Origin of the sequence: Weissella paramesenteroides, from assembly GCF_051903945.1 — a bacterium.
Lineage (GTDB): Bacteria > Bacillota > Bacilli > Lactobacillales > Lactobacillaceae > Weissella > Weissella paramesenteroides_A.
In genome coordinates this window covers 553,898-575,776 of the sequence record NZ_CP192268.1, presented here as the reverse complement: position 1 = coordinate 575,776, position 21,879 = coordinate 553,898, and the positions used below count along the sequence as shown (strand labels likewise).

At 36.4% G+C, this 21,879-nt stretch carries 22 protein-coding genes, 1 tRNA gene and 1 riboswitch; of the genes, 4 read left to right on the top strand and 19 right to left on the bottom strand.

The genetic code is table 11. The features are described from left to right. Window positions 1–73: 73 nt before the first annotated feature. A complete protein-coding gene (locus tag ACQ4QH_RS02700; RefSeq protein WP_439819195.1) occupies window positions 74–466 on the top strand; it encodes a ribonuclease HI family protein in 393 nt (130 codons plus the stop codon). On the opposite strand, the gene ACQ4QH_RS02695 is transcribed toward ACQ4QH_RS02700, so the two are convergent. The 4 genes from ACQ4QH_RS02695 to ACQ4QH_RS02680 form a co-directional block, all read right to left on the bottom strand. After that, on the bottom strand, window positions 447–1,802 hold the full coding sequence (locus ACQ4QH_RS02695; RefSeq protein ID WP_439819194.1) for a Na+/H+ antiporter NhaC family protein: 1,356 nt from the start codon (window positions 1,800–1,802) through the stop codon (window positions 447–449). The genes ACQ4QH_RS02700 and ACQ4QH_RS02695 overlap by 20 nt on opposite strands. 440 nt (window positions 1,803–2,242) lie before the next feature. Beyond that, window positions 2,243–2,485, bottom strand: a complete 243-nt coding sequence (locus ACQ4QH_RS02690; protein ID WP_002827614.1) for a type B 50S ribosomal protein L31 — start codon at window positions 2,483–2,485, stop codon at window positions 2,243–2,245. 139 nt (window positions 2,486–2,624) lie between these two features. Then, the gene (lepA, locus tag ACQ4QH_RS02685; protein WP_439819193.1) at window positions 2,625–4,448 is read right to left on the bottom strand and encodes a translation elongation factor 4; all 1,824 of its coding nucleotides are present in this window, start codon (window positions 4,446–4,448) and stop codon (window positions 2,625–2,627) included. A 72-nt stretch (window positions 4,449–4,520) separates the two neighbouring features. Continuing rightward, window positions 4,521–4,658: a hypothetical protein gene (locus ACQ4QH_RS02680; protein WP_439819192.1), complete on the bottom strand. Its 138-nt coding sequence runs from the start codon at window positions 4,656–4,658 to the stop codon at window positions 4,521–4,523. A gap of 124 nt (window positions 4,659–4,782) precedes the next feature. Here ACQ4QH_RS02680 and ACQ4QH_RS02675 point away from each other — a divergent pair, with 124 nt between their 5' ends. After that, window positions 4,783–5,412, top strand: coding sequence for a DUF308 domain-containing protein (locus ACQ4QH_RS02675; protein ID WP_439819191.1), 630 nt, complete (start codon window positions 4,783–4,785; stop codon window positions 5,410–5,412). A 70-nt stretch (window positions 5,413–5,482) separates the two neighbouring features. On the opposite strand, the gene cls is transcribed toward ACQ4QH_RS02675, so the two are convergent. The 12 genes from cls to ACQ4QH_RS02615 all read right to left on the bottom strand — a co-directional run bounded on the left by cls (window position 5,483) and on the right by ACQ4QH_RS02615 (window position 16,936). Further along, window positions 5,483–6,931 (bottom strand): cardiolipin synthase, encoded by a 1,449-nt coding sequence (gene cls, locus ACQ4QH_RS02670; protein ID WP_439819190.1) that lies wholly within the window; start codon window positions 6,929–6,931, stop codon window positions 5,483–5,485. A gap of 82 nt (window positions 6,932–7,013) precedes the next feature. Continuing rightward, on the bottom strand, window positions 7,014–8,534 hold the full coding sequence (locus tag ACQ4QH_RS02665; RefSeq protein WP_439819189.1) for an ABC transporter permease/substrate-binding protein: 1,521 nt from the start codon (window positions 8,532–8,534) through the stop codon (window positions 7,014–7,016). 10 nt (window positions 8,535–8,544) lie between these two features. Beyond that, window positions 8,545–9,465: an ATP-binding cassette domain-containing protein gene (locus tag ACQ4QH_RS02660; protein WP_439819188.1), complete on the bottom strand. Its 921-nt coding sequence runs from the start codon at window positions 9,463–9,465 to the stop codon at window positions 8,545–8,547. Window positions 9,466–9,758: 293 nt separating this feature from the next. Next, window positions 9,759–10,376, bottom strand: coding sequence for a thiamine phosphate synthase (gene thiE, locus ACQ4QH_RS02655; RefSeq protein ID WP_439819187.1), 618 nt, complete (start codon window positions 10,374–10,376; stop codon window positions 9,759–9,761). Then, the gene (locus tag ACQ4QH_RS02650; RefSeq protein WP_439819186.1) at window positions 10,339–11,172 is read right to left on the bottom strand and encodes a PfkB family carbohydrate kinase; all 834 of its coding nucleotides are present in this window, start codon (window positions 11,170–11,172) and stop codon (window positions 10,339–10,341) included. Before ACQ4QH_RS02650 ends, thiE begins: the two co-directional genes overlap by 38 nt. Next, a complete protein-coding gene (gene thiW, locus ACQ4QH_RS02645; RefSeq protein WP_439819498.1) occupies window positions 11,169–11,693 on the bottom strand; it encodes an energy coupling factor transporter S component ThiW in 525 nt (174 codons plus the stop codon). Before thiW ends, ACQ4QH_RS02650 begins: the two co-directional genes overlap by 4 nt. Before the next feature lie 105 nt (window positions 11,694–11,798). After that, window positions 11,799–11,900, bottom strand: a riboswitch (TPP riboswitch). A 50-nt stretch (window positions 11,901–11,950) separates the two neighbouring features. Continuing rightward, complete coding sequence (locus ACQ4QH_RS02640) at window positions 11,951–12,847, bottom strand: LysR family transcriptional regulator (RefSeq protein WP_439819185.1); 897 nt, start codon at window positions 12,845–12,847, stop codon at window positions 11,951–11,953. Window positions 12,848–13,073: 226 nt separating this feature from the next. Then, a complete protein-coding gene (locus ACQ4QH_RS02635) occupies window positions 13,074–14,294 on the bottom strand; it encodes a phosphoglycerate kinase (RefSeq protein WP_131473772.1) in 1,221 nt (406 codons plus the stop codon). 108 nt (window positions 14,295–14,402) lie between these two features. Continuing rightward, the gene (gene gap / locus ACQ4QH_RS02630; RefSeq protein ID WP_002827627.1) at window positions 14,403–15,413 is read right to left on the bottom strand and encodes a type I glyceraldehyde-3-phosphate dehydrogenase; all 1,011 of its coding nucleotides are present in this window, start codon (window positions 15,411–15,413) and stop codon (window positions 14,403–14,405) included. A gap of 356 nt (window positions 15,414–15,769) precedes the next feature. Further along, complete coding sequence (locus ACQ4QH_RS02625; protein WP_439819184.1) at window positions 15,770–15,982, bottom strand: hypothetical protein; 213 nt, start codon at window positions 15,980–15,982, stop codon at window positions 15,770–15,772. 125 nt (window positions 15,983–16,107) lie between these two features. Then, entirely contained in the window at window positions 16,108–16,563 is a 456-nt protein-coding gene (locus ACQ4QH_RS02620) for a hypothetical protein (protein ID WP_150177449.1), read from the bottom strand. Further along, window positions 16,550–16,936: a helix-turn-helix transcriptional regulator gene (locus ACQ4QH_RS02615; RefSeq protein ID WP_040760342.1), complete on the bottom strand. Its 387-nt coding sequence runs from the start codon at window positions 16,934–16,936 to the stop codon at window positions 16,550–16,552. Before ACQ4QH_RS02615 ends, ACQ4QH_RS02620 begins: the two co-directional genes overlap by 14 nt. A 168-nt stretch (window positions 16,937–17,104) precedes the next feature. Between ACQ4QH_RS02615 and ACQ4QH_RS02610 the strand changes: the two genes are divergently transcribed. Further along, window positions 17,105–17,176, top strand: a tRNA-Arg gene (locus ACQ4QH_RS02610). A 752-nt stretch (window positions 17,177–17,928) separates the two neighbouring features. On the opposite strand, the gene ACQ4QH_RS02605 is transcribed toward ACQ4QH_RS02610, so the two are convergent. The 3 genes from ACQ4QH_RS02605 to ACQ4QH_RS02595 form a co-directional block, all read right to left on the bottom strand. Next, entirely contained in the window at window positions 17,929–18,585 is a 657-nt protein-coding gene (locus ACQ4QH_RS02605) for a hypothetical protein (RefSeq protein WP_439819183.1), read from the bottom strand. A 530-nt stretch (window positions 18,586–19,115) separates the two neighbouring features. Continuing rightward, window positions 19,116–19,451, bottom strand: coding sequence for a DsrE family protein (locus ACQ4QH_RS02600; protein ID WP_439819182.1), 336 nt, complete (start codon window positions 19,449–19,451; stop codon window positions 19,116–19,118). Window positions 19,452–19,565: 114 nt separating this feature from the next. After that, window positions 19,566–20,270 carry an aspartate/glutamate racemase family protein gene (locus ACQ4QH_RS02595; RefSeq protein WP_439819181.1) on the bottom strand — a complete coding sequence of 235 codons (705 nt, stop codon included), beginning with the start codon at window positions 20,268–20,270 and terminating at the stop codon, window positions 19,566–19,568. A 274-nt stretch (window positions 20,271–20,544) separates the two neighbouring features. Here ACQ4QH_RS02595 and ACQ4QH_RS02590 point away from each other — a divergent pair, with 274 nt between their 5' ends. Continuing rightward, a complete protein-coding gene (locus ACQ4QH_RS02590) occupies window positions 20,545–21,879 on the top strand; it encodes an ISL3 family transposase (protein ID WP_439819180.1) in 1,335 nt (444 codons plus the stop codon).

Here is a 21,879-nt window from a genome sequence, read left to right as displayed (position 1 = left end):
AATAATCAAATCGTTCGTAAATCATCTGAGAATGTCCTTACCGTCTAGTATAATGAAATTGGAGGTACTTGTCATGTTAATCAAAGTTTACTCAGATGCAGCTAGTCAAGGTAATCCTGGAAATAGTGGTGCTGGACTTGTCATTCTATATAATGGTCAACAAATTCAACAGCATCGCTATCTAGGAACCATGTCAAATCACGAGGCTGAATTTGCAGCCGCCATTTGGGCTTTTCAGGTTTTAGCCACCCTCAGCAATGAATCTGATACGATCATGTATTATGCAGATGCCAAAATTGTTATCGATAGTATCCATAAACGCTATGCAAAACATTTTGGTCCACAATTAGCCCAGTTACTAACTTATTATGACCGTTATCACCTAATCATTGCGACATGGCTACCAGAAAAACAAAACCATGGTGCCCACCAACTTGCATGGCAAGCTATTCATCATCAGCGTTAAGTTGACCAATACCTGTCCATGCACTTATTAATGAGCAGATTGGTGATAACAGGGCAAAAAATGTAAACGGTGCAAATGTTGTTACCGAAACGCCCAAGGTTTGTGCAGTAAAGCTTCCTGCCACACCCCAAGGTACCAAATAATTAATAACTGTACCTGAATCTTCCAACGTTCTTCCTAGCGTCAATCGATTGATATTTAAGCGAGTAAACGTATCATGCCAAAGCTGTCCAGGTAAAATAGTCGCTAAGTATTGTTCGCCAATTAAAAAATTAGCGGAAATACCAGTCACTAACGTCCCTGTAATCACACCAGCTTTCGTTTTAATACGATTAACCAATGGTGTCATCACTGATTTTAAGACACCTTGTTCTGTTAATAACCCACCTAATGCTAATGCCAACATAATAATAATGACCGTGGGCATCATAAAAAGCATACCTCCACGATTCAATAATGCTGCTAATAATTCATTATGAATCGTGGTTTTCGAGCCATTCATAATGACATCTGCCAATTGTTGTAGATTATGGTTCACCATAAACATCATACCAGTCACAGCGATATTGACCAATAACGTTGGGATTGCTGGAATATGTCGCCATGCCATAATAAATAATAATGCAATTGGAATGACTGACCACCAAGTAGGTGATAATAATCCCGCTAATTTTTGTAAATCATTCACACTCCCCTTAATCGTCTGTTGTTGATTTATTATAGTAAAAATCACTAATGACCCCACTAACGCCGGAATTGTCGTCCACATCATATTCTTAATATGTGCGAATAAGTCCGTGCCCGCAATCGACGATGCCAGATTTGTTGAATCTGATAATGGTGAACTTTTATCACCAAAGATTGCTCCCGATAACACTGCACCAGCTACAACACCCGGATCAAGTCCAATGGCTGTGCCAACTCCCATTAATGCTACCCCAACCGTTGCCAATGTCGTGAAAGCAGATCCAATCATTGTACCCATCAATGCCATGATCAATAGCGCGCTTGGCAAGAACCACTGTACATTGGCAATCTTCAAACCGACCCACAATAAGGAGGGAATGGTATTGGTTCCCATCCATAAACCAATCAACATACCAATTAGTAAAAATAGGAATAATGGTGCCAGTGCGGTTTTAATCCCGTCTAATAATTGATCTTGAATTGTCTGCCAAGTTGTTCTACGAATCCTAGCAAACACCATCACAACAATAATACTAATAACTAATGGTACATTGGGGGATAAACCAAACCCAAGAATACTCCAACTAAAAATGAAAATTAATACTAATAATACTGTAAAACTTTGTTTAAATGTCATTGGTTTAATCATATCTATCTTCTCCTCTAAAAAATGAAATAAATTTTTGTTTTACTATGTTATTCCTAAACAAGTTGATAATTGATAACGACTAAGTCCTCCAACATGCCCGGTATGCTTTAGTACCCCATTGTCTTTTGCTCCTCTCTGCATAAAAAAATCCCAGTGACAAGTTTTTTCACCTATCACTGGGACGAAATTTTTTCCGCGGTACCACCCAAAAATTAGTTGGTCACTGCAGATCAACTCTCTTAAGTTTATTTAACTGTTTCAAATAGTTCAGTTACTCCACCTGCGCTACTCACAGCTCCCGTAGCTTCTCTGACATACAATGAAGTATCCTACCAATATCCGCTATTTTACGCATCGATTATGTCTTTGTCAACCTCAATGCAAAAAAACCGTCGCATAGGCATTTAGCGCTATGCAACGGCATTTGTAGGAATTTGCGATTAAGCAAGTCCGTATTTCTTATTGAACTTATCAACAGCACCATCTGCAGTCATAAACTTTTGCTTACCAGTGTAGAATGGGTGTGAATCTGAAGTAATTTCAACACGAATCATTGGGTAAGTAGCACCTTCAAATTCGATAGTCTCATCAGTTGTACGAGTAGAACCTGACAAGAACTTGTAACCAGTAGTTGAGTCAACGAAAACCACTTGGTGGTAATCTGGATGAATATCAGCCTTCATTATTTTCTCCTTATCGCCCTAGTTTTCTAAAAACCAGAGTCAGTTTATTTAACTAGAATATATTAACATAAAAAACTATAAAATGATAGTTTTTAACTGAAAAGCAATCGAAAATTGGCTAATTCTATGATTAGCGTGGTTATTCTTCATCTGTCTTAAGAACTGCCATGAAAGCTTCCTGTGGTACTTCAACTGTTCCCACCGCCTTCATTCGTTTCTTACCACGTTTCTGCTTATCCAATAGCTTTGCACGACGATCTGGATCTCCTGTATGGATACGAGAAGTCACGTCCTTACGGTAGGCTTTAATTGTTGACCGCGCAACAATTTTTGATCCAATGGCAGCCTGAACTGGAATTTCAAAGTTTCGTCGTGGAATAATTTCCTTTAACTTTTTCGTGATAACGCGTGAACGATCTTGTGCAAAATCACGATGCACAATGAAACTCAATGCATCCACTTTATCGCCATTCAATAAAATGTCGATCTTAACTAGTTCAGATTGTCGATAACCCGAAACTTCATAATCTAATGAAGCGTAACCACGTGTACTTGACTTCAATTTATCAAAGAAGTCAAAGATAATTTCAGACAATGGCATGTAATACTTAACATTAACCCGATTTTCATCCAAGTAATCCATGGTATCAAATTCACCACGTTTTGACTGCGCAAGCTCCATTACAGCACCCACATAATCATTTGGTACCATAATTTGTGCGTGTACGAATGGTTCTTCGATTGATTTAATTTCTGAAACATCTGGTAGCTCAGATGGATTCGCAACCTCCACCATTTCACCATCTGTTGTAAAAGCATGATAGGTTACCGATGGTGCAGTTGTAATCAGGTCTAGATCGAATTCACGTTCCAACCGTTCTTGAATCACATCCATATGAAGTAGCCCTAAGAATCCCGTACGGAAGCCAAAGCCAAGTGCTTGTGATGTTTCTGGTTCAAATTCCAGCGAGGCATCATTTAACTGCAATTTTTCTAAGGCATCACGCAAATCATTATATTTTGCATTGTCAGTTGGATATAATCCAGAATAAACCATTGGCGTCATTGGTTGATATCCGGGCAAAGGTTCTGCTGCTGGTCGTTTCAAATGAGTGATTGTATCTCCCGGACGAGCGTCACGAATATTTTTAATTGATGCAGCAACATAACCAATATCACCAGCCATTAAGAAATCACGTTTGATTGGTGTTGGCGAATTAACACCAACTTCAGTTACTTCATATTCTGCACCAGAGTTCATAAATTTAATTTTATCGCCTGGCTGCAATACACCAGTCTTCACCCGAATGGTTAAAATAACGCCTTTATATGAGTCATAAGCTGAGTCAAAAATCAGTGCCTGCAAAGGCGTTTCAAGGTCCCCCTCAGGTGCTGGGATATCCATCACAATCTTTTCCAGAAGCTCTGGAATACCAATACCCTTTTTGGCTGATGCTAACACGGCGTCAGATGCATCAATACCAATGACATCTTCAATTTCTTTACGAACAGCTTCAGGATCAGCTGCTGGTAAATCTATTTTATTAATGACTGGTAAAATTTCCAAATCATTTTCAATAGCTAAATAAACATTTGCTAACGTTTGCGCCTCAACGCCTTGGGCGGCATCAACAACCAGAATTGCACCATCAGCTGCTGCTAATGAGCGAGATACTTCATAAGAAAAATCCACGTGACCTGGTGTATCAACTAAATGAAAAATGTAATCTTCGCCATCATTAGCATGATAATGGACCTCAACTGCGTTCATTTTGATCGTGATACCACGTTCACGTTCCAAATCCATTGTATCTAGCAATTGATCTTGCATTTCTCGTTCGGTAACCGTATGTGTCGCTTCCAAAATACGATCTGAAATCGTTGACTTCCCATGATCAATATGAGCAACAATACTAAAATTTCGTATATGTTTTTGGCGCGCCTGCATTTCTTCTATATTCATTATTGCGCTCCTGTTCTTTGTATTTTCTGTCCATACTATTATACAAGTATTCTTATCATCATGGTAGTGCCACTAATGGTCATTCTTATCCTTTAATTTATCAGTTAATTCTTTTGCTTTTTGATCAACTGATTTATCAAACTTTTTCTGACGATATCGGGTATAACCAAATAATGCCAATAATACAAGGAGAATAATAATCTCAATCATCTTTTATATTTCCTTTTTTTATAAATATCTAATATTTTTTATTTTAAATTAGTCTTCAATTGTATTTTACTCTATTTTCAATTACACTCAATTTAAACAACTCAAACTATAAGGAGGCTTTGCAATGAATAATTTGCCAGAAGTTCAACAACCTGATGTCGATGGTGAGAAGAATCCTCAAAGACGTTCAGAACAACAACAGCACCCACAAAAGCCAATTATTTCATACTTCGTGCGTAAACTGTTAGCTGCCGCAGGTGTTATCTCAATTATCTTAGGAATTTTTGCTTTTGTCTTTAACCCTGAATGGTTATTAGCGGTATCAATTCTATTTGGACTATTTTCGATTTTTATTGCGCTAATTGATATTTTACTATTTGGTCACAGTACCTACTTACGTGGTTCACACTTAATGAGTGCTTTGTTGAGTACTGTCATGGGGTTAGTTCTCCTATTTCGGCAAGATGTTGCAAAAGATTTTATTGGCTTGGTATTCGGATTTTGGATTCTATTCAATGCTACGAGTAATTTAGCCCAAACTTGGGTACCCGAGTTATTAATTGGCTGGCAACGTCTCGTTGGTTTAGTGATTGGTGCAATCGGTCTTTTTCTAGGACTATTCCTAGTATTATTTACCGGTTACTCAACCCATGATATGCAAATTATTTTAGGTGTTTATACAGACTTGTTGGGTATCTTCTTCCTACTAGTTAGTTTCTTTAGTCGTAAAAATGATTTGAATCAACCAGCATAATTTATCAAACATCAATAAGAAAAAAGACAGAACACATGATGAAATGTTCTGTCTTTTTGTTACTTATAATTTATAAAATAGGTGTTAATAATCTTGAGAAAAATTGCTTAAATCTTAACCACCCTGATTGCTTTGCAAAATACTTTGGCGTCAATAAGGTTGCATCTGCCAAATCGTGTTCAAAAATATTATTCATTTTTAATGCCAAACTCTGGCTATACAAAAAGGCGTTCACCTCAAAATTCAATGCAAAAGAACGGATATCCATATTCGCGCTACCAACGGTTACGATTTTATCATCTATCACAATTGTCTTAGCGTGCAGGAATCCTTTATCGTAAGCATAAACTTCAATACCCTCCTGCGCAAGGACGCTAGCATAATACTCAGTTGCACGATAAACAAACATATGGTCTGGTTTTGATGGAATCATCACCCTTACTCTCACACCAGATCTGGCAGCAACCTCAATTGCATCCATAATAGCTGAATTCGGAATAAAATATGGCGATTGAATCGTGATGCTTTCACGCGCCATCGAAATCATCCGCAAATAACCTTGATAAATTTGCCTTGTATCAGAATCAGGACCTGAAGAGACGACTTGCATCGCAACATCCCCGCTTGCATTCGTTGATGGAAAGTAATTTTCACTAAACTCCAATTTTTCATTTTTTGTCGTGGCGTTCCAATCAGTGAAAAAGCGGCTCTGCATGGCTAAAACACCATCACCAACTACGCGGAGTTGTGTATCGCGCCAATACCCGAACTTTTTTAAACGACCAAGATATTGATCACCCACATTGAACCCGCCAATATAACCAATATTTCCGTCAATAATTACTAATTTACGGTGGTCATGATTATTAACGTGTAACGAAAAGAGATGCCATCTTGGCATTAAAAATGCTTCAACCTGTCCACCAACTGATCGTAATCGCTTGTATAGTTTTGCATTCTTTCCACCTGATCCCCACGAATCAAAAATGACACGAACCCGAATACCTGCCTTAGCTCTTTCAGTCAGTAAATCAACCAGTTCATTCCCAATTTTGTCATTATAAATAGTATAAAACTCAATATTTATATGATGTTTTGCAGCACGAATGTCTGAAAATAATTTTTCGAACATGTCATGACCGTCTGTTAAAATATCAACTTCATTTTGATTTGTAAAAATTGCTTGTTCATTCTGTAAGAACAATCTAATAAACGATTGTTCTTCAACAAAATGTTCGGGATCCGCTACCGACAGTACTTCTTGTTGCTGATTTGCCGCGATTCGATCAATACCCATGATTTGTTGTGTCTGCATCGTGAAAATATGATTTCCCGACAACTTTCGACCAAACAGAAAATAAATTAAAAATCCAACGATTGGAAATAATAGCAAAACCAACATCCATGCCCAAATTGCTGTAATATCACGATAGCGATCTCTAAAAACGGTTAAAATAGCAGCCAGTGTGTTAATTATGAACACAAACTCCACTATCAATACCATCCAATGTTCAAACATACCCACACTCCTTTTGAATAGTACTATTATTCTAACAGTTTTATGTTGCATCAACATATTAAATTATGCAAAAAACTCAATACTACTTTAATAAATGATGTTTTACTAGGTATTGGTGGGCTACCTCATTAGCCTGTTTATGTTGTACAGTTACCTGATAGTTCATCTCAATCATGTCCTTATTGGTTATCTCTCCATCTAGCCGAGCTAAACTTTTTTGAATACTTGGGTATTTCTTTAGGATTGCCGTTCTAACCAATGGTGCTCCTTGGAAAGGTGGAAAATATTTCCGATCATCTTTCAAAGCCACCAGCTTGTATGCTTTTAACTGTGGATCCGTCGTATAAGCATCAGTAACATCAATTTGTTTATTTACTAAAGCTTTATAACGTAAATTTGATGACATGCTGGTAACTTTTTTAAATTGTAATTGATATGCCTGTTTCATACCTGGATACGAATCTTTCAGTTCATAAAAATCATGATCAAAACCAGCCGTTAATTGAGGTGACAATTTGGCTAAATCACTCGTCGTTTTTAAATGATACTTTTTCGCATCTGATTGTCGAACGGCCAATGCATATGTGTTTTGATATTTCATAGGCGCTAGATATGTGAGATTATCTTGTTTTTTTATTGCACGCTGCGCATCTTTAAAAGCTTGTGTAGGTTGGTGGCTGACATGTTCCCCTTTTACCAACGATTGTAGAACGGTTCCTGTAAATTCTGGATAGATATCAATATCACCACCTTTTAAGGCTTTGTAAATAAAGGTCGTCCCACCAAAATTTGGCTTCAATTTAACATCTAAACGCGGGTTATCTGCTTCAATAAGCTCTTTATACATATTGATTAAAATTTCTGGTTCGCCACCCAACTTACCGGCAATCGTGATTGTGCCTTTTGGTTGTAAAATTGCTTGACTACCGATGTAAATACCGCCAATAGCAACAAGACTAGTTAACAGAATACCAATTTTTTTTAAGGAAAGTTTCCCAATCAACTTAATCCCCCAAGAAAAGATTAGCGCCAACAAAGCTGACAAAATTGCACCTAGCAGTAATTGTGCATTATCATTCGTTTGTATACCAATCATGATAAAAGTCCCAAGGCCACCGCCACCAATCAAGGCAGCTAGTGTAGCCGTACCAATTACCATAACTGTTGCAATTCTTAAACCTGATAAAATCATTGGCATAGCTAGAGGTAACTGAATTTTGAATAACTTAAATGGACGCGAAAAACCAAATGCTTCGGTCGCTTCAGTTAAGTTTGGATCAATTTCAGTTAAACCAGCATAAGTGTTTTGAAAAATAGGCATAATTGCATATAAAACTAAAGCAATTATTGCTGGCACTGTACCAATACCGACAAATGGAATCAATGCCCCTAAAACAGCTAAACTAGGAATCGTTTGAATAACACCCGCTATCTGTAAAACTAGCTCACCTGCTCGGCGATGATTCATTAAGGTGATTGCCAGTGGCACAGCAATTGCAGCTGCGATGAGAATGGCTGCTAATGAAAGTAACACATGTTCACGCAACGCAACAAAAATATCACCTGACTGCGTTGTCAGTAAATTTACCAAATCGTTTAACATGCAATCTCCTTTACTGTTGACTGATATACTGCAGCAAATCATCTGCAGTAACAAAATATTGCTGATCAATAATTACTTGATGATATTCTCGTAAAACCATTGCTAATTCTTGAATTGTCTGCGTTTCCGACAAATGTGGCGCCTGAATCACCTGATCTGGCTTTAACAAATGAAATAAGCCTGCCGATTTTAAATCTGAAATCAACGTAACCCGTTGATTGTTAAATAGTGATGACACAATTTTATTAGCCGGTTGATTAATCACCGTATTTGGATCCCCAACTTGCTGTAAACGTCCATTAACAAGTACACCAATTCTGGTCCCCAATCTTAGTGCTTCTTGCATATCATGAGTAACAAATAAAATCGTTGGCTTAAATTCTTTATGTAACTCTAAAATAAGATCCTGTAATTGTTTGCGCGATAATGGGTCCAATGCACTAAAAGGTTCATCCATTAAAATAATACTTGGTTTTGTAATCAACGCCCTGACAATCCCGACCCGTTGTTGTTCACCACCTGATAGTTCACTAGGCATTCGATCACTATACTGCTCATGAGGTAAGCCAACTCTATCCAACAATTCATTGACCAATGTTTGTCGTTTTTCTCGTTTAATACCTTGTGCCTCTAATAAAATACCGGCATTTTGACTGATTGTTAAATTTGGAAAAAGCGCAATATTCTGTAACACATAACCAATATTTTTTCTCAACTTGGCCCTATCCACCTGATTAGTGTCCACCCCATCAATCAATATCTGACCATCAGATTGGGAAATCAATCGGTTAATCATTTTCAAAATCGTCGTTTTCCCACTACCGCTTGGTCCAACCAAAACAAAAAATTCACCTGAGGCAATGGTTAAATTGAGTTTATTAACGACTTGCTTTTCTTGATATGTCTTTACCACATCACTGAATTCTATCATTGCTATGACTCCTTTATTTAGCACCTACTTGCCATCTACAAAATAACTTCTTTAAAATCAAAGGAATATAAAAAAGAAGTTGGGACAAAAGAAAATGTTCCAACTTTTTTGCCAAAAATATCTTAATTAAAAGCATGTCAGTTTGATAGCATAAACGCGTTCCAAAAGTCTGAAGTCTCAATGTAACGCAATTTACGCCATGGGTGTCCTTCGCTTTGCTACGACCAAAAATAATGCAAATCACGTTACACACCTGCTTCAAAACAACTTTTGTCTCGCTCTCCTTTGATACATTATAACGTTTCAAGCGCCTTTTTTAAATGTTGCACTTTTTGAGCAATGTTTGTTGCCTTCATAATCTCACTAACAATTGCCACACCAACAATTCCTGTCCCCTTGAAGACATCAAGACGCTCTTCTGTAATGCCACCAATGGCAACAACTGGAATATTAACAGCTACAGTAATTGCCTTTAGTGTATCAATCGAAGTTTGCTTTGTAATAACTTTTGTCTGCGTTGGGAAAATAGCACCTGTTCCTAAATAATCTGCACCATCTGCTACCGCTTCAGTTGCACGAGCAACTGTCTTGGCCGAAACACCTAATACTTTATCTTCACCAAGTAAATTTCGAGCAACCTTTACTGGTAGTTCATCATCACCAATATGTGCACCACGTGCATCAATCGCCAGACAGATATCAATACGGTCATCAATAATTAGTGGTAAGTCATATTTATCTGTAATTTTTTTTACTTTTAGGGCTAATTCATAGTAATCCCTTGTTGATAAATTTTTTTCTCGCAATTGCACAACTGTAACGCCATTGGCACAAGCGATTTCAATTTTATTTAAAAACTCATTTTCTGATTCATCATATCTCGCTGTCACTAAATATAATTGTTTTGTCATTTTTTGTTCCCCTTATCCTATTTATCCAATTAGGATCTTCAACCCCTAATAATGAAAGTTCATTTAAAAATAGCTGTCGAAATTCTGCAATTCCTGAAGTCACAGTTTTGGTCTTGGCGATCTCTCCTGCAATGTTCAAATAACTGATTGCTTGTATTGCTGCATCTTCAGGGGATGCACCTTCTCCCAATAATGCAGCCAACAAGCCACTTAAAGTATCCCCAGAACCTGTGAAACAATCTAATTCAGGTACACCATTACTTAGTACCCAAACGTTATTCCTGACCACAACAATATCCTTTGTCCCAGTAGCAACATACACCGATTCTTGAGGTAGTTGTTTAAGTGCCGTAATTAAATTGACTAGTTCTTCCTCTGTCTGGTCTAATAGACTACCATCCACGCCCCGTCCATGTGTTTGTAAATCACAAAGTGCGCGCATTTCTGAAATATTGCCGCGAACAATTGTTGGTTTATCTTCAATGATCGTTTTAGCAACTTCCATGGCAGATTTAGCGCTAGCAATGCCAACCACATCTAGTACAACTGGTTCTTTACCAATCGCTAATTTACTTGCTGCTAATATGCTCTTCTCCTTATCGGGTGACAAACTTCCTAAGTTTAACAACAAACTATTTGTCTGTAATGTTAAATCTTTAAAGGCACGAATGTCTTCTGTCATAATTGGCTTCGCACCAATATAAAGTAGTGCGTTTGCGACAGTCTCTACTGAGACGGCATTAGTAATACAATGAATGAGCGGTGACATTTGCAACGGAATCTTGATCTTTTTCATCTTATAATACGCTCCTCGATATTAAAAACTCGCATCATATCTTTGAACAAAGATATCTTTTTTGCTTGTTGCCAAATAAGCCAAGCTGCTACTGCGCCAATAAATGTCGCACCTAAGAACCTTGGTGTATACAATAGCCAATACAAATCTGTTTTTGTGCCCGTAAAAAGCACCATAACTGGGTAAGATAGTAAAGATCCGATTAATCCAGTACCGATAATCTCACCAATAATCGACCCATAAATACTATGTGACCAACGCGCACCGAGCCCTGCTAACAGAGCACCAAACACCGCACCAGTTAATGCTAATGGTGGGATACCCATCATCAGCATCCTAATAATCCCACAACAAGTCGCCATAATGGTCGCATACAATGGTCCCATGAGCACACCTGCTAAAATATTGATAACGCTAGACATTGGTGCCATTCCTTCAATACGTAAAATTGGTGATAGCACCACGTCTAGTGCAATCATCATAGCTAAATAAGTTATTTTTCTAACTTTCGAATTCATTATCGTTTTCCCCTAGTAAATTTAGTCAACATAATTTCATTAATCCAAGAATAGATGCAAAATAAAAAACCTCCCCGCAATAAAAAATCATCACAAAGAGGCCATTAATTGACACATTCTCACAATTCCTACGCTTAAATAACTAAAACAGGTACGAAGGGTCTAGATTCTATCTCATTCTCAGCCAGATTGGCTCCCCTTTGTGATTATATTTAATTTTTATACTATTATATTATCACACATACGATTAAAATGTATTTTTAAATAATATCATGGTTAAGTGATTGTGTGATGTATTTCCAAAATAATTCATTAGCTTTGGATTCATGAACTTGTTTCATTCTCATAAAGCCAAAATCACTTGTTGTGTGTGTTGCGATTTTACGCTTTACTATTTGCCCATCATTCGTCATATCAACTCTTTTTTCCATCATCAAAGCAATACCCATACCATTTAATACCATGTTTAAAATAATATCGATTCGCTCACCTTGATAGGCAACTGCAGACATCAATTGCCTTTTTTCTCCAGCAGCGCCAAATTTGTTGAAAATGATTGTCTCTTCACCTTCGAGTAGCAATAATTCTTCCTTCATTAAATCGTTTAACGAAATAACTTGATTTGCCGACAATGGGTGATTAGCGGGTAATACACAAATCAAGTTGTCTTGATCGGTTAGCAGTGTCTCAAGTTTATTACTAACATCTGGCGTATAGTGACCAAAAATTATATCTGCTTGATTATCATTTAATGAGTTAAGTAATAAACTATCTTTAGTTTCAGAGAAGTGCAGCGTAATTTCAGGATGACTTTTGTGAAAGTCACTCATCAATGAAAAACCACGATAATTCGAAAAAGTGGGCATTGTATGAATAGTCAACACGCTATCTGACTCTGAATCGTGTTGTACTAACGTCTGTTGTAATGCGTCAAATTCATGCAAAATTTTTTTTGCATACATTTCTGTAATTCTTCCTGACTCAGTTAAGGAAATGTGCCGATGCTCACGTTTAAATAATTGCGTTTTTAGTTCTTTTTCCAAAGATAAAATTTGCTTAGAAATATTACCCTGTGTTGTATATAATCTTTCGGCAGTTTCTGAATAATTACCTGTTTCAGCTAAATCTAGAAAGACCTTAAATTTATGTATATCCATGATACAATTCCCCAATTATTACTATTTGGAATAGTTTATCACATTTTAGTCAAATTTGTCATATGTAAATTTTTATCCAACAGCTAGTTAATTTTTGAAAAAATATTTGAAAGGCTACTAAATACCCCTCACTGTTTCTGATTCTAATCAGGTCATTTTTTATCATATGTATAAAAAAAAACTGGAACAGTTTAGTGTCCCAGTTTCTTCATTGATTGTCTTAAAATTACTTTTCAGAAATTGCTGCAATTCCTGGCAATGTCTTACCTTCTAAGTATTCAAGAGATGCACCACCACCAGTTGAAATGTGGCTCAACTTATCAGCAACACCCAGTTGTTGAACAGCAGCAGTTGAATCACCACCACCAACAATCGTTGTTGCACCCTTTTCAGTTACCTTAACCAGTTCTTCACCAATAGCTAAGGTTCCCTTGGCGAAGTTAGGCATTTCGAACACACCCATAGGTCCATTCCAAACAACCGTCTTTGCATCCGCAAGAACTGACTTAAATAGTTCAACTGACTTAGGACCAATATCTAGACCCATGTAACCATCTTTAATGTCACCTTCTGCAACATATGAATCAGCATCATTTGCAAACTTATCAGCAGCAACTGCATCAACTGGCAATACCAACTTATCACCGGCATCTGCAATTAATTGCTTAGCAAGTTCAACTTTGTCTTCTTCAAACAATGAGTTACCAATTTTCTCACCCTTGGCAGCGGCAAATGTATATGCCATTCCTCCACCAACAATGACTTTGTCAGCTTTTTCCAACAAGTTTTGAATAATAGTAATCTTGTCAGATACCTTAGCACCACCAATAATGGCAACAAACGGACGCTCTGGATTTTCAACAGCGCCCCCTAAGAACTTAATTTCCTTTTCCATTAGGAAACCAGCTGCAGTTTGGGCAATATTTGCAGCAATGCCGGCGTTTGATGCATGTGAACGGTGTGCAGTACCGAAAGCATCATTAACAAAGATATCACCCAATGATGCCCAGTAAGCACCCAAAGCAGGGTCATTCTTTGATTCACGCTTAACAACTTCACCATCAACAACATCAGCGTAACGCGTGTTTTCAAAGATTAATACTTGACCATCTTCTAATTTGTTAATAGCATCTTCAAGCTCTGGGCCCTCAATTGCTGGTACAAATGTCACAGGTTGACCAAGTAAATCAGCTAAACGTTGTGCAACAGGCTTCATTGATAGCGCTGGCTTATCATCTTCACTCTTAATACGTCCCAAATGTGAAAACAATACCGCACGACCACCATGTGACAAAACATACTTAATTGTTGGCAATGCTGCAACGATACGATTATCATTTGCAACTTCTTGTTGTCCATCAACTTCCTTTAGTGGAACATTGAAGTCAACACGCATCAATACTTTTTTACCTTTTAATTCTAGATCCTCAACTGTCAACTTTGCCATGGAATCCCTCTTTCTTTTTTACTTCAAAAACTACAAATCTTATATAAAAAACGGATGGTTCAGACTATTACTAAACCATCCGTTTTCAAATAATAGTGTAAGTAACTATTAAAGTGTTGCCAAGTGCAACAAAGTACGGATCATGTTTGAAGTGAAACCATACTCGTTATCATACCAAGCAGCAGTTTGTACTAATTGCTTATCACCAACAGTGATAACCTTAGTCAAAGTTGGATCAAATACGGCACCGTGTGTGTCGCCAATGATGTCTGATGAAACAATTTCATCATCATTGTATCCAAATGAAGCATTCTCATACTTCTTAACTGCTTCATTAACTTCTTCAGCAGAAACTTTCTTTGACAATACAGCAGTCAACTCAGTGACAGAACCGTCAACAACACCAACACGTTGTGCGTGACCATCCAACTTACCAGCAACTGATGGAACAACTAGACCAATAGCCTTAGCAGCACCAGTTGAGTGAGGAATTGTATTTACAGAAGCTGCACGGTTTGAACGCAACTTCTTACCCTTAGGTCCATCCAAAAGCATTTGAGTACCAGTAAAGGCGTGAACAGTAGTCATCAAACCAATTTCAACACCGAATTCCTTGTCCAAGGCATTTGCCAATGGTGCAAGTGATTGTGTTGTACATGAACCAGCAGAAACAATGTTGTCATCTGCAGTCAATGTATCTTGGTTAACACCATAAACAACCGTTGGTACTTTACCAGCAGGTGCTGATACCAATACCTTCTTTGCGCCGGCATCCAAGTGTGCTTGTGACTTTTCTGCTGAAGTATAGAAACCAGTTGATTCCAATACAATTTCAACACCGTCATTAGCAACCCACTTCAAGTCAGCTGCATCACGCTCAGCGTATACACGGATCTTCTTACCGTCAACGATAATTCCTTCTTCGTCAGCTGAAACGTCAGCGTTCAAAGTACCATGAGTTGAATCATACTTCAACAAGTATGCCAACATAGCAGGGTTAGTTAAATCGTTAATCGCAACAACTTCAATGTCGTCCGCTGTATCCTTTAATTCAAGAATACGACGAAATGCCAAACGACCAATACGGCCGAAACCGTTGATACCAATCTTAACAGTCATATTATTAAGATTCCTCCCAGAAAAAATTCTTTTGTAACGTTTCTACATGAATTATTATACGACTTTGTTTACAATTTCGCAAACAAACCCACCAACTATTGTTACGTATTAATTTCATATCAATTGAAATTAATATTATGAAGGATGAATTAGTGAATATCATCTAGTATTCAAATGTCACCCACTACAAGCATTATACGATAAGCAGGAACAAATTTCGTTATATTTGCTTGAACATTAGTTCACTTAACGTATTGATTTAATTACAAAATAATAGTTTATTATTATCAGTTTTTAACTCGTTAATTTGACATATTACAGACATCAAAACATGCCCACTTGTGAAATTCTACACTTTATTTACCTAATAGAATCCGATGTGCCTCTTCACCATCAACGCCACCTAGCCTGATTAGACTATAACGCAATAATAACTTTACACCACGTACCACTCGGTGAACATTTCCATCAATTAAAAACTCAATCATTGAAATAACTGCCATTACCACAATCCACATGCATGTCAGTGTCCCCAAGATGATTAAGAACGTTATCATATCATTACTCATAAATTGCCTCCTGACAATTAGTTTAAACTTAATGTTATTTGTTAATAATAGTCCTAAGTACAATTCCTTAGGACTACTATTAGTATATATTAGGTTTAAGTTAATTTCAAGGGTAAAATTTATATTTAACTTAACAACCCGTTTCTTCTATACAAGTTAACGGTTTCTTGTGCAAAATCTAATGGATATCCTAAATATTCACACAACATCCAGGCCTCGAATGGTTGATCCTCATACTCATGTGCAACCCTTAATATAACTTTCTCAGGTGTCATGTATTTAATTACCGACTCGCGTGCGTCGATTTCGTCGTTATGAGCAAGTGTTGCATCGTAATCCATGTGGTTACCAATATCTGAAATCGCATGGTGATATTCTTCAACCAAGGTCTTTGCCTTATCAAAAATTGACAACGTTTTATCTACAAAAATATACGCCTTATTCCCTTTTAAGTAAGCAACGCCATCTAATCCGGAATTTTCTTTAAGTGGCATTGTGTCTAAGATAACCGGTGTCATCCCCAAACCAAGTAGATCATTCTCCACCCTAATTAAAAGATCATCATAACTATCTGTTCCCATTCCGATCCTCATAATCAGCAATTAGTCCTTCAATATAGGACTTAGCTCTATCAATAACTCGTGAGCGTTCTTCATCTGGTAAACCAGAAATATCTAGTCCCCAGTGAGCAGCCATTAAGACGGGCTCATCAGTAACCACTGCTTTTGAAGATTGGTTAGGCTCTTCGACAAGATCTGATTTTGATATGCCAAAAAATTCAGCCATTGCTTCAATTTTATCAATTCGCGGATATGTTTTTCCATTTGACCAATCAGAAATAGTTGCGGTTGATACACCAATAACTTCAGCAAGGTGTGCTGCTGTCATTTCATTTTGTTTAATGTATCTTTTGATATTTCGGCCCATCGTGGCCTTTCCTTCTGATGATGCCATATGCTCCACCTTTTCTATTTTAAAATTTTGAATTATTTTTTATTTTTACAATTACTATAATAAAGCTAAACTTAATTAATTGCAAGGTTTAACCTAACGATTAGGTACATTGAAACCCTTGTTAATGTTGCAAATACAAATTTAATAGGCTATAATTTAATTTGTTGTGGACCCGTAGTGTAATGGATATCACGTTGGATTCCGGTTCCGGAGATGAGGGTTCGATTCCCCCCGGGTTCATTTATAAGTCGCTATAAACGTTGATTTAAAGGTATTTCAGTTGTAGTTGGTGGCAAATTAGTGGCAAATTCAATTTCAGTTTGTTAATAAATAATTTTAGTCTGTTGAGTGATTATCAATTTAGTCGCTCAACGGGCTTTTTGTTTATCAATATAATTTGATTGAATAGCAGTTTTTTATTGCTCTGATAACCTCCTTCTCAATTATTTAATAAACTTACTTTTTCAGTAGACCAGTGAATTGCATTTAATACCTAGTTCCTTGTTAACATCCTGCCATTGAAATAATCAGTTATCAGCCTATTTATCTATCATAAATATTCATTACTTCTATATCCTGTCCAATCCGCCAATACAAACTCTTTTATACCATCTTCAAAACTGCTTAACATCTCACTGACTTCATCCGTTGTGATCAGCTCTCTGAAATAGTTGCCAACAACGGCATTCAATAAAACATTTATAATGAAACATTCATATAGTAGAAAATTATAAATAATTAACAACAATTGCTAATAAAAACGCCTTGTTGCGATAACCAAGCGTTTCAGTAAATTTATTTAATCTAATACTTTAAAATTAATGATGTCTGGTATTTCATAACCGGTGTGCACATTAGGAGTTCAATAGTTGCCGGGCCAACTTCTTCATCTTCGGGATCGTCATAATCAAACGCATATCCTAAACTTCTCCTGTAAATGAAACTTTTTTCTTTACAAATAAACGCTAGCACTAATATTAATTCTTTGCATGTCATATTAAAGTAGCGGGTAATAACACTATTAGGTCAGAAATTAAGTGTATGTACATCCCACCCCTAACAGAATCTGTACTTTTCCACGCTTGAGAAAATGGATATCTAGACAGACCAACCATTAAACATGGCCAAATTTGGAAATCAAATGCGAAAACATGCATAAAGCCAAAAGCTATACATCCAACTAAATTACTCAATGCCCAACCAAACCTATACTTCTTTAAATAAGAATATACAGGTAATATTATTTCTGCGACCAATAACTCTTCTCCTAGAATTGAAATGGATGTTTCACTCACATCTATTAAATTATTAGATAGCGTGCTTTGTTTTGCTTCAATTATTGCAGGATTTGTTACAAAAGAATTAATATCAGTTATGTTAAAAATTGTAATGATTTCTATTAACATTTCTTTTATACAAAAAGACAATAATAACAGCACCAACAATTTAACCACAAATGGTTTAGTCATTGGTCGCAACATACTTTTTAGGCCATTATTTCCAAAAAATAAAATTAAGCTTATACTTCCAAATACAACAGTTGATAACCAATTAAATTCTGATGGTGTAACAGCACCAATTACACCAATTATTATTAAAATAACTGCTGGTAATATATTTTTCTCCCGTACACTACTTAATTGCTCCATTTTTAACACTCCTACCCACAAAGATTGCCTCTTCTGCTGTGTCGCCTTGTGTTACCATTTCTTTGATATTAGGGGATGTGACAACAAAGTAATGACCGTAATGACCGTCGTCATTAAATTCACTGATAATTACAGGATAGATTAAACGTTTATTATTTCTTATTGCCATCACATTTTCAAATTTGGGAGGTGTGATGATGATACAAAATTCTACGGGAGTATGCTCGCATGGTGTCTCTAACTATCTGTGCTAGGCGCTCTAGGTAAGTTTGCTATCAACTTAGCAAAAACCTATGAGATAAAGAAAAACGCTGATAAGCCATAAAGACTAATCAGCGCTGTCCAAAAGCATACTCTCAAACTCGGTCGCTTGCAAAGTCTCACACACCTTGCAGGCTTTTTTCTATGTTTTAATTATACGGTGTAAGCTCCCAATTTGTAAAATTCTCGCTCATCCCCACAAAACAATTTTATTGTAAAATCTACACAATTTTTATCCATCTACAAACAACAACATACATAGCGTCTTACTAAGGTTTAATATACCCAAATCCATCGTGTTGCTTGATTGCTAGCTCAACAACTCCTGAAGGGACTATTTTCACATGATTTTGTAAATCTTCTTCTTGAATTTCGCGTTGATCCATTGAATTTTTGCAAGCTCGAACATCAATGCCAATCACGAATAAATCATTTAAATCTTGTTTCGAATTAACTACCGTATCAGAAATGGCTTCCCCATTGATAACCAATTCAATAACGCCACTCTCGTTATTGTCCTGCATCCATTCGTGTAGATGTTTTAAATTTGATATCACAACAGACCATTTCTGCGTTTCATCTATATGAAAAACTGTATTCAACATCTAAAACTTTCCTCCCATTAGTAAAGTAATAATATCTCGTTTAAAGAATGTAATTTATAAGAGTGACCTTTCAAAACTTCGTATCAAGTATCCCTAACTAGCACTAATTAAAAATTAACTTGCTTGCTCAGCCTGATTAACAACATATTTTGCCAGTTCATACTGCGCATCAATGACATAGTCAGATGGATAGTGTGTCTGTTCTTGTGCTACTGATAATTCAGTGCATCCTAAAATAATGTAATCACACTCACACTCTTCAAAAAAATATTTAATTAATTGATAATACTTTTCCTGGTCAACAAAATTTTTATTTTTAATGTCTTCATAGATCAATGACATAATCAAGTTTTGTTGATATTCATCTGGTATCACCGGAATAATGTCTTTTCCGATTAATGCTTTTTGATAGATACCTGCTGAAATCGTGCCATTTGTAGCCATAATGCCAACTCTAACACTCTTATTGGTTTCTTTTTTACAAGCTTTCACAGCTAGTTCAGGCATACTAAAAATTGGTACCTCTGACTGCTTTTGCAACTCTGGTAAAAAATAATGTGCTGTATTGCAAGTTATTACAATAAATGACACCCCAAGATAATTTAATTTTTCAACGTCTGATTCTAAAAAAGGCAACGGATTTTGCTTTGTATGATCAGATATATAGGCTGTTCGATCCGGAATCGATGCATGATTAAAAACAATATAATCTAAATAATCTTGATCTTTATGTGTAACAGTCAATTCATTTATGATATGTACGAAATTTTCGGTAGCTATCGTACCCATTCCCCCAATAATGCCAAAAGCTTTTTTCACTTCTACCCCTCCACACTTCACTAAAAATTAATATCCCATTAGAAATTAATTATACATTTTTTCATTGGAAAAACAATCTGGTGTTTGTGCATAAAATTGCTGTTTCTAACAAATAGAGCCATTGGTCGACTAATTAAAAGGCTCTATACTTTCTAGCGTGAAACTAAAAATTTCACGCTTTTTATTTCGCCTTTTTCACAAATATAAAAAGACACCAATAATATACCGGCGTAAAATGTAATCGACGAAAAAAACAGATACGAGGTATTTATTGATGTCCATTAATGATTCTATCCTAAATTCAGTTGGTTTAACAGACAAAAACATTAAATTTTTAATTTCTGATAACGGTGATTTTAATGAATTAATGACCATAGGTCATGATCAACACCAAATCTTACGCTATCGCGCAACGTTAACGACAGTTCCAGAGCATTGTCCGCAATGTGGTTTCTTATTGTCGGGACATTTTTATCTGGCTGGTACCGATACTGCATCATACAAATTACCCACAGCAAACGGTTATCAACAAATTTTATTGTTAACCAAGCAACGTTATCAATGTCTACGTTGTAAAAACACATTTATAGCACAATCAAAAGATTTTATGTCCAATTCAACTATCTCACGGCCATTGTTACATCAAATTATTGATTTAGCAAAACGTGATATTTCCGAAAAAGATATTGCTTACATTTTGCATATATCACACAGCAAAGTTAATCGACTACTGCATCATGCCGCTAAAGCATATCGTACGAATTATACAAAATCATTACCTACGGTCATTTGTGTTGATGAAGTACTCTATGCAAAGCATCATTACGATTTTGAAATGATAAATGGCACGACGAGTGATTTAATTGAGATTTTTCCAACCCGTACCAGTATAGATATTCGTAGGTATTTATCTAACTACGACCTATCTAATCGTCAACGTGTACAATACGTCGTTACTGATATGAACGCTAATTATAGCGCACCCTTACGGGTGATGTTTCCTAACGCTCAAATTATCATTGATCGTTTTCATATCATTCAATTAGCCATGAAGGCTGTACAATCCACACGTATCACACTACAACGAACAATTAATAATAAGCGTAGTCGTGTATATAAACTACTAAAATCTAACTGGCAATTCTTTATTACAGACCAGTCAAAGATAGACACAACGCAACCACGATGGTTCAAAGGAATTAATGAGTACCTATATCCACAAGATGCTCTACAACTTATCTTTGGTCTATCACCAAAATTCAAACAAGATTATAAAATATACCAAGCCGTCTTACGTGCGCAACGATCTCGTTCGTTTGATGAATTTTCAGTAATTTTATCGCAATACAAGCCCAATCACTCAGCAATGGACCAGGTGATTTTAACCTACAAGAAAAATCTAAAAAGTATCAGAAATGCCTTTTTACAAACACCTTCTAACGGACGTATTGAAGGCATTAATCGTCGCATTAAACAAATTGGCCGTACGGCATATGGCTATGGTAATTCATTGAATTATTTTTTCAGAATACGTCTACAACTATTCAATCGCAAACATATAAACGCTAGTTTTATGAACCTACTAACTAAAAAAAGCTTGCGAGTCTGA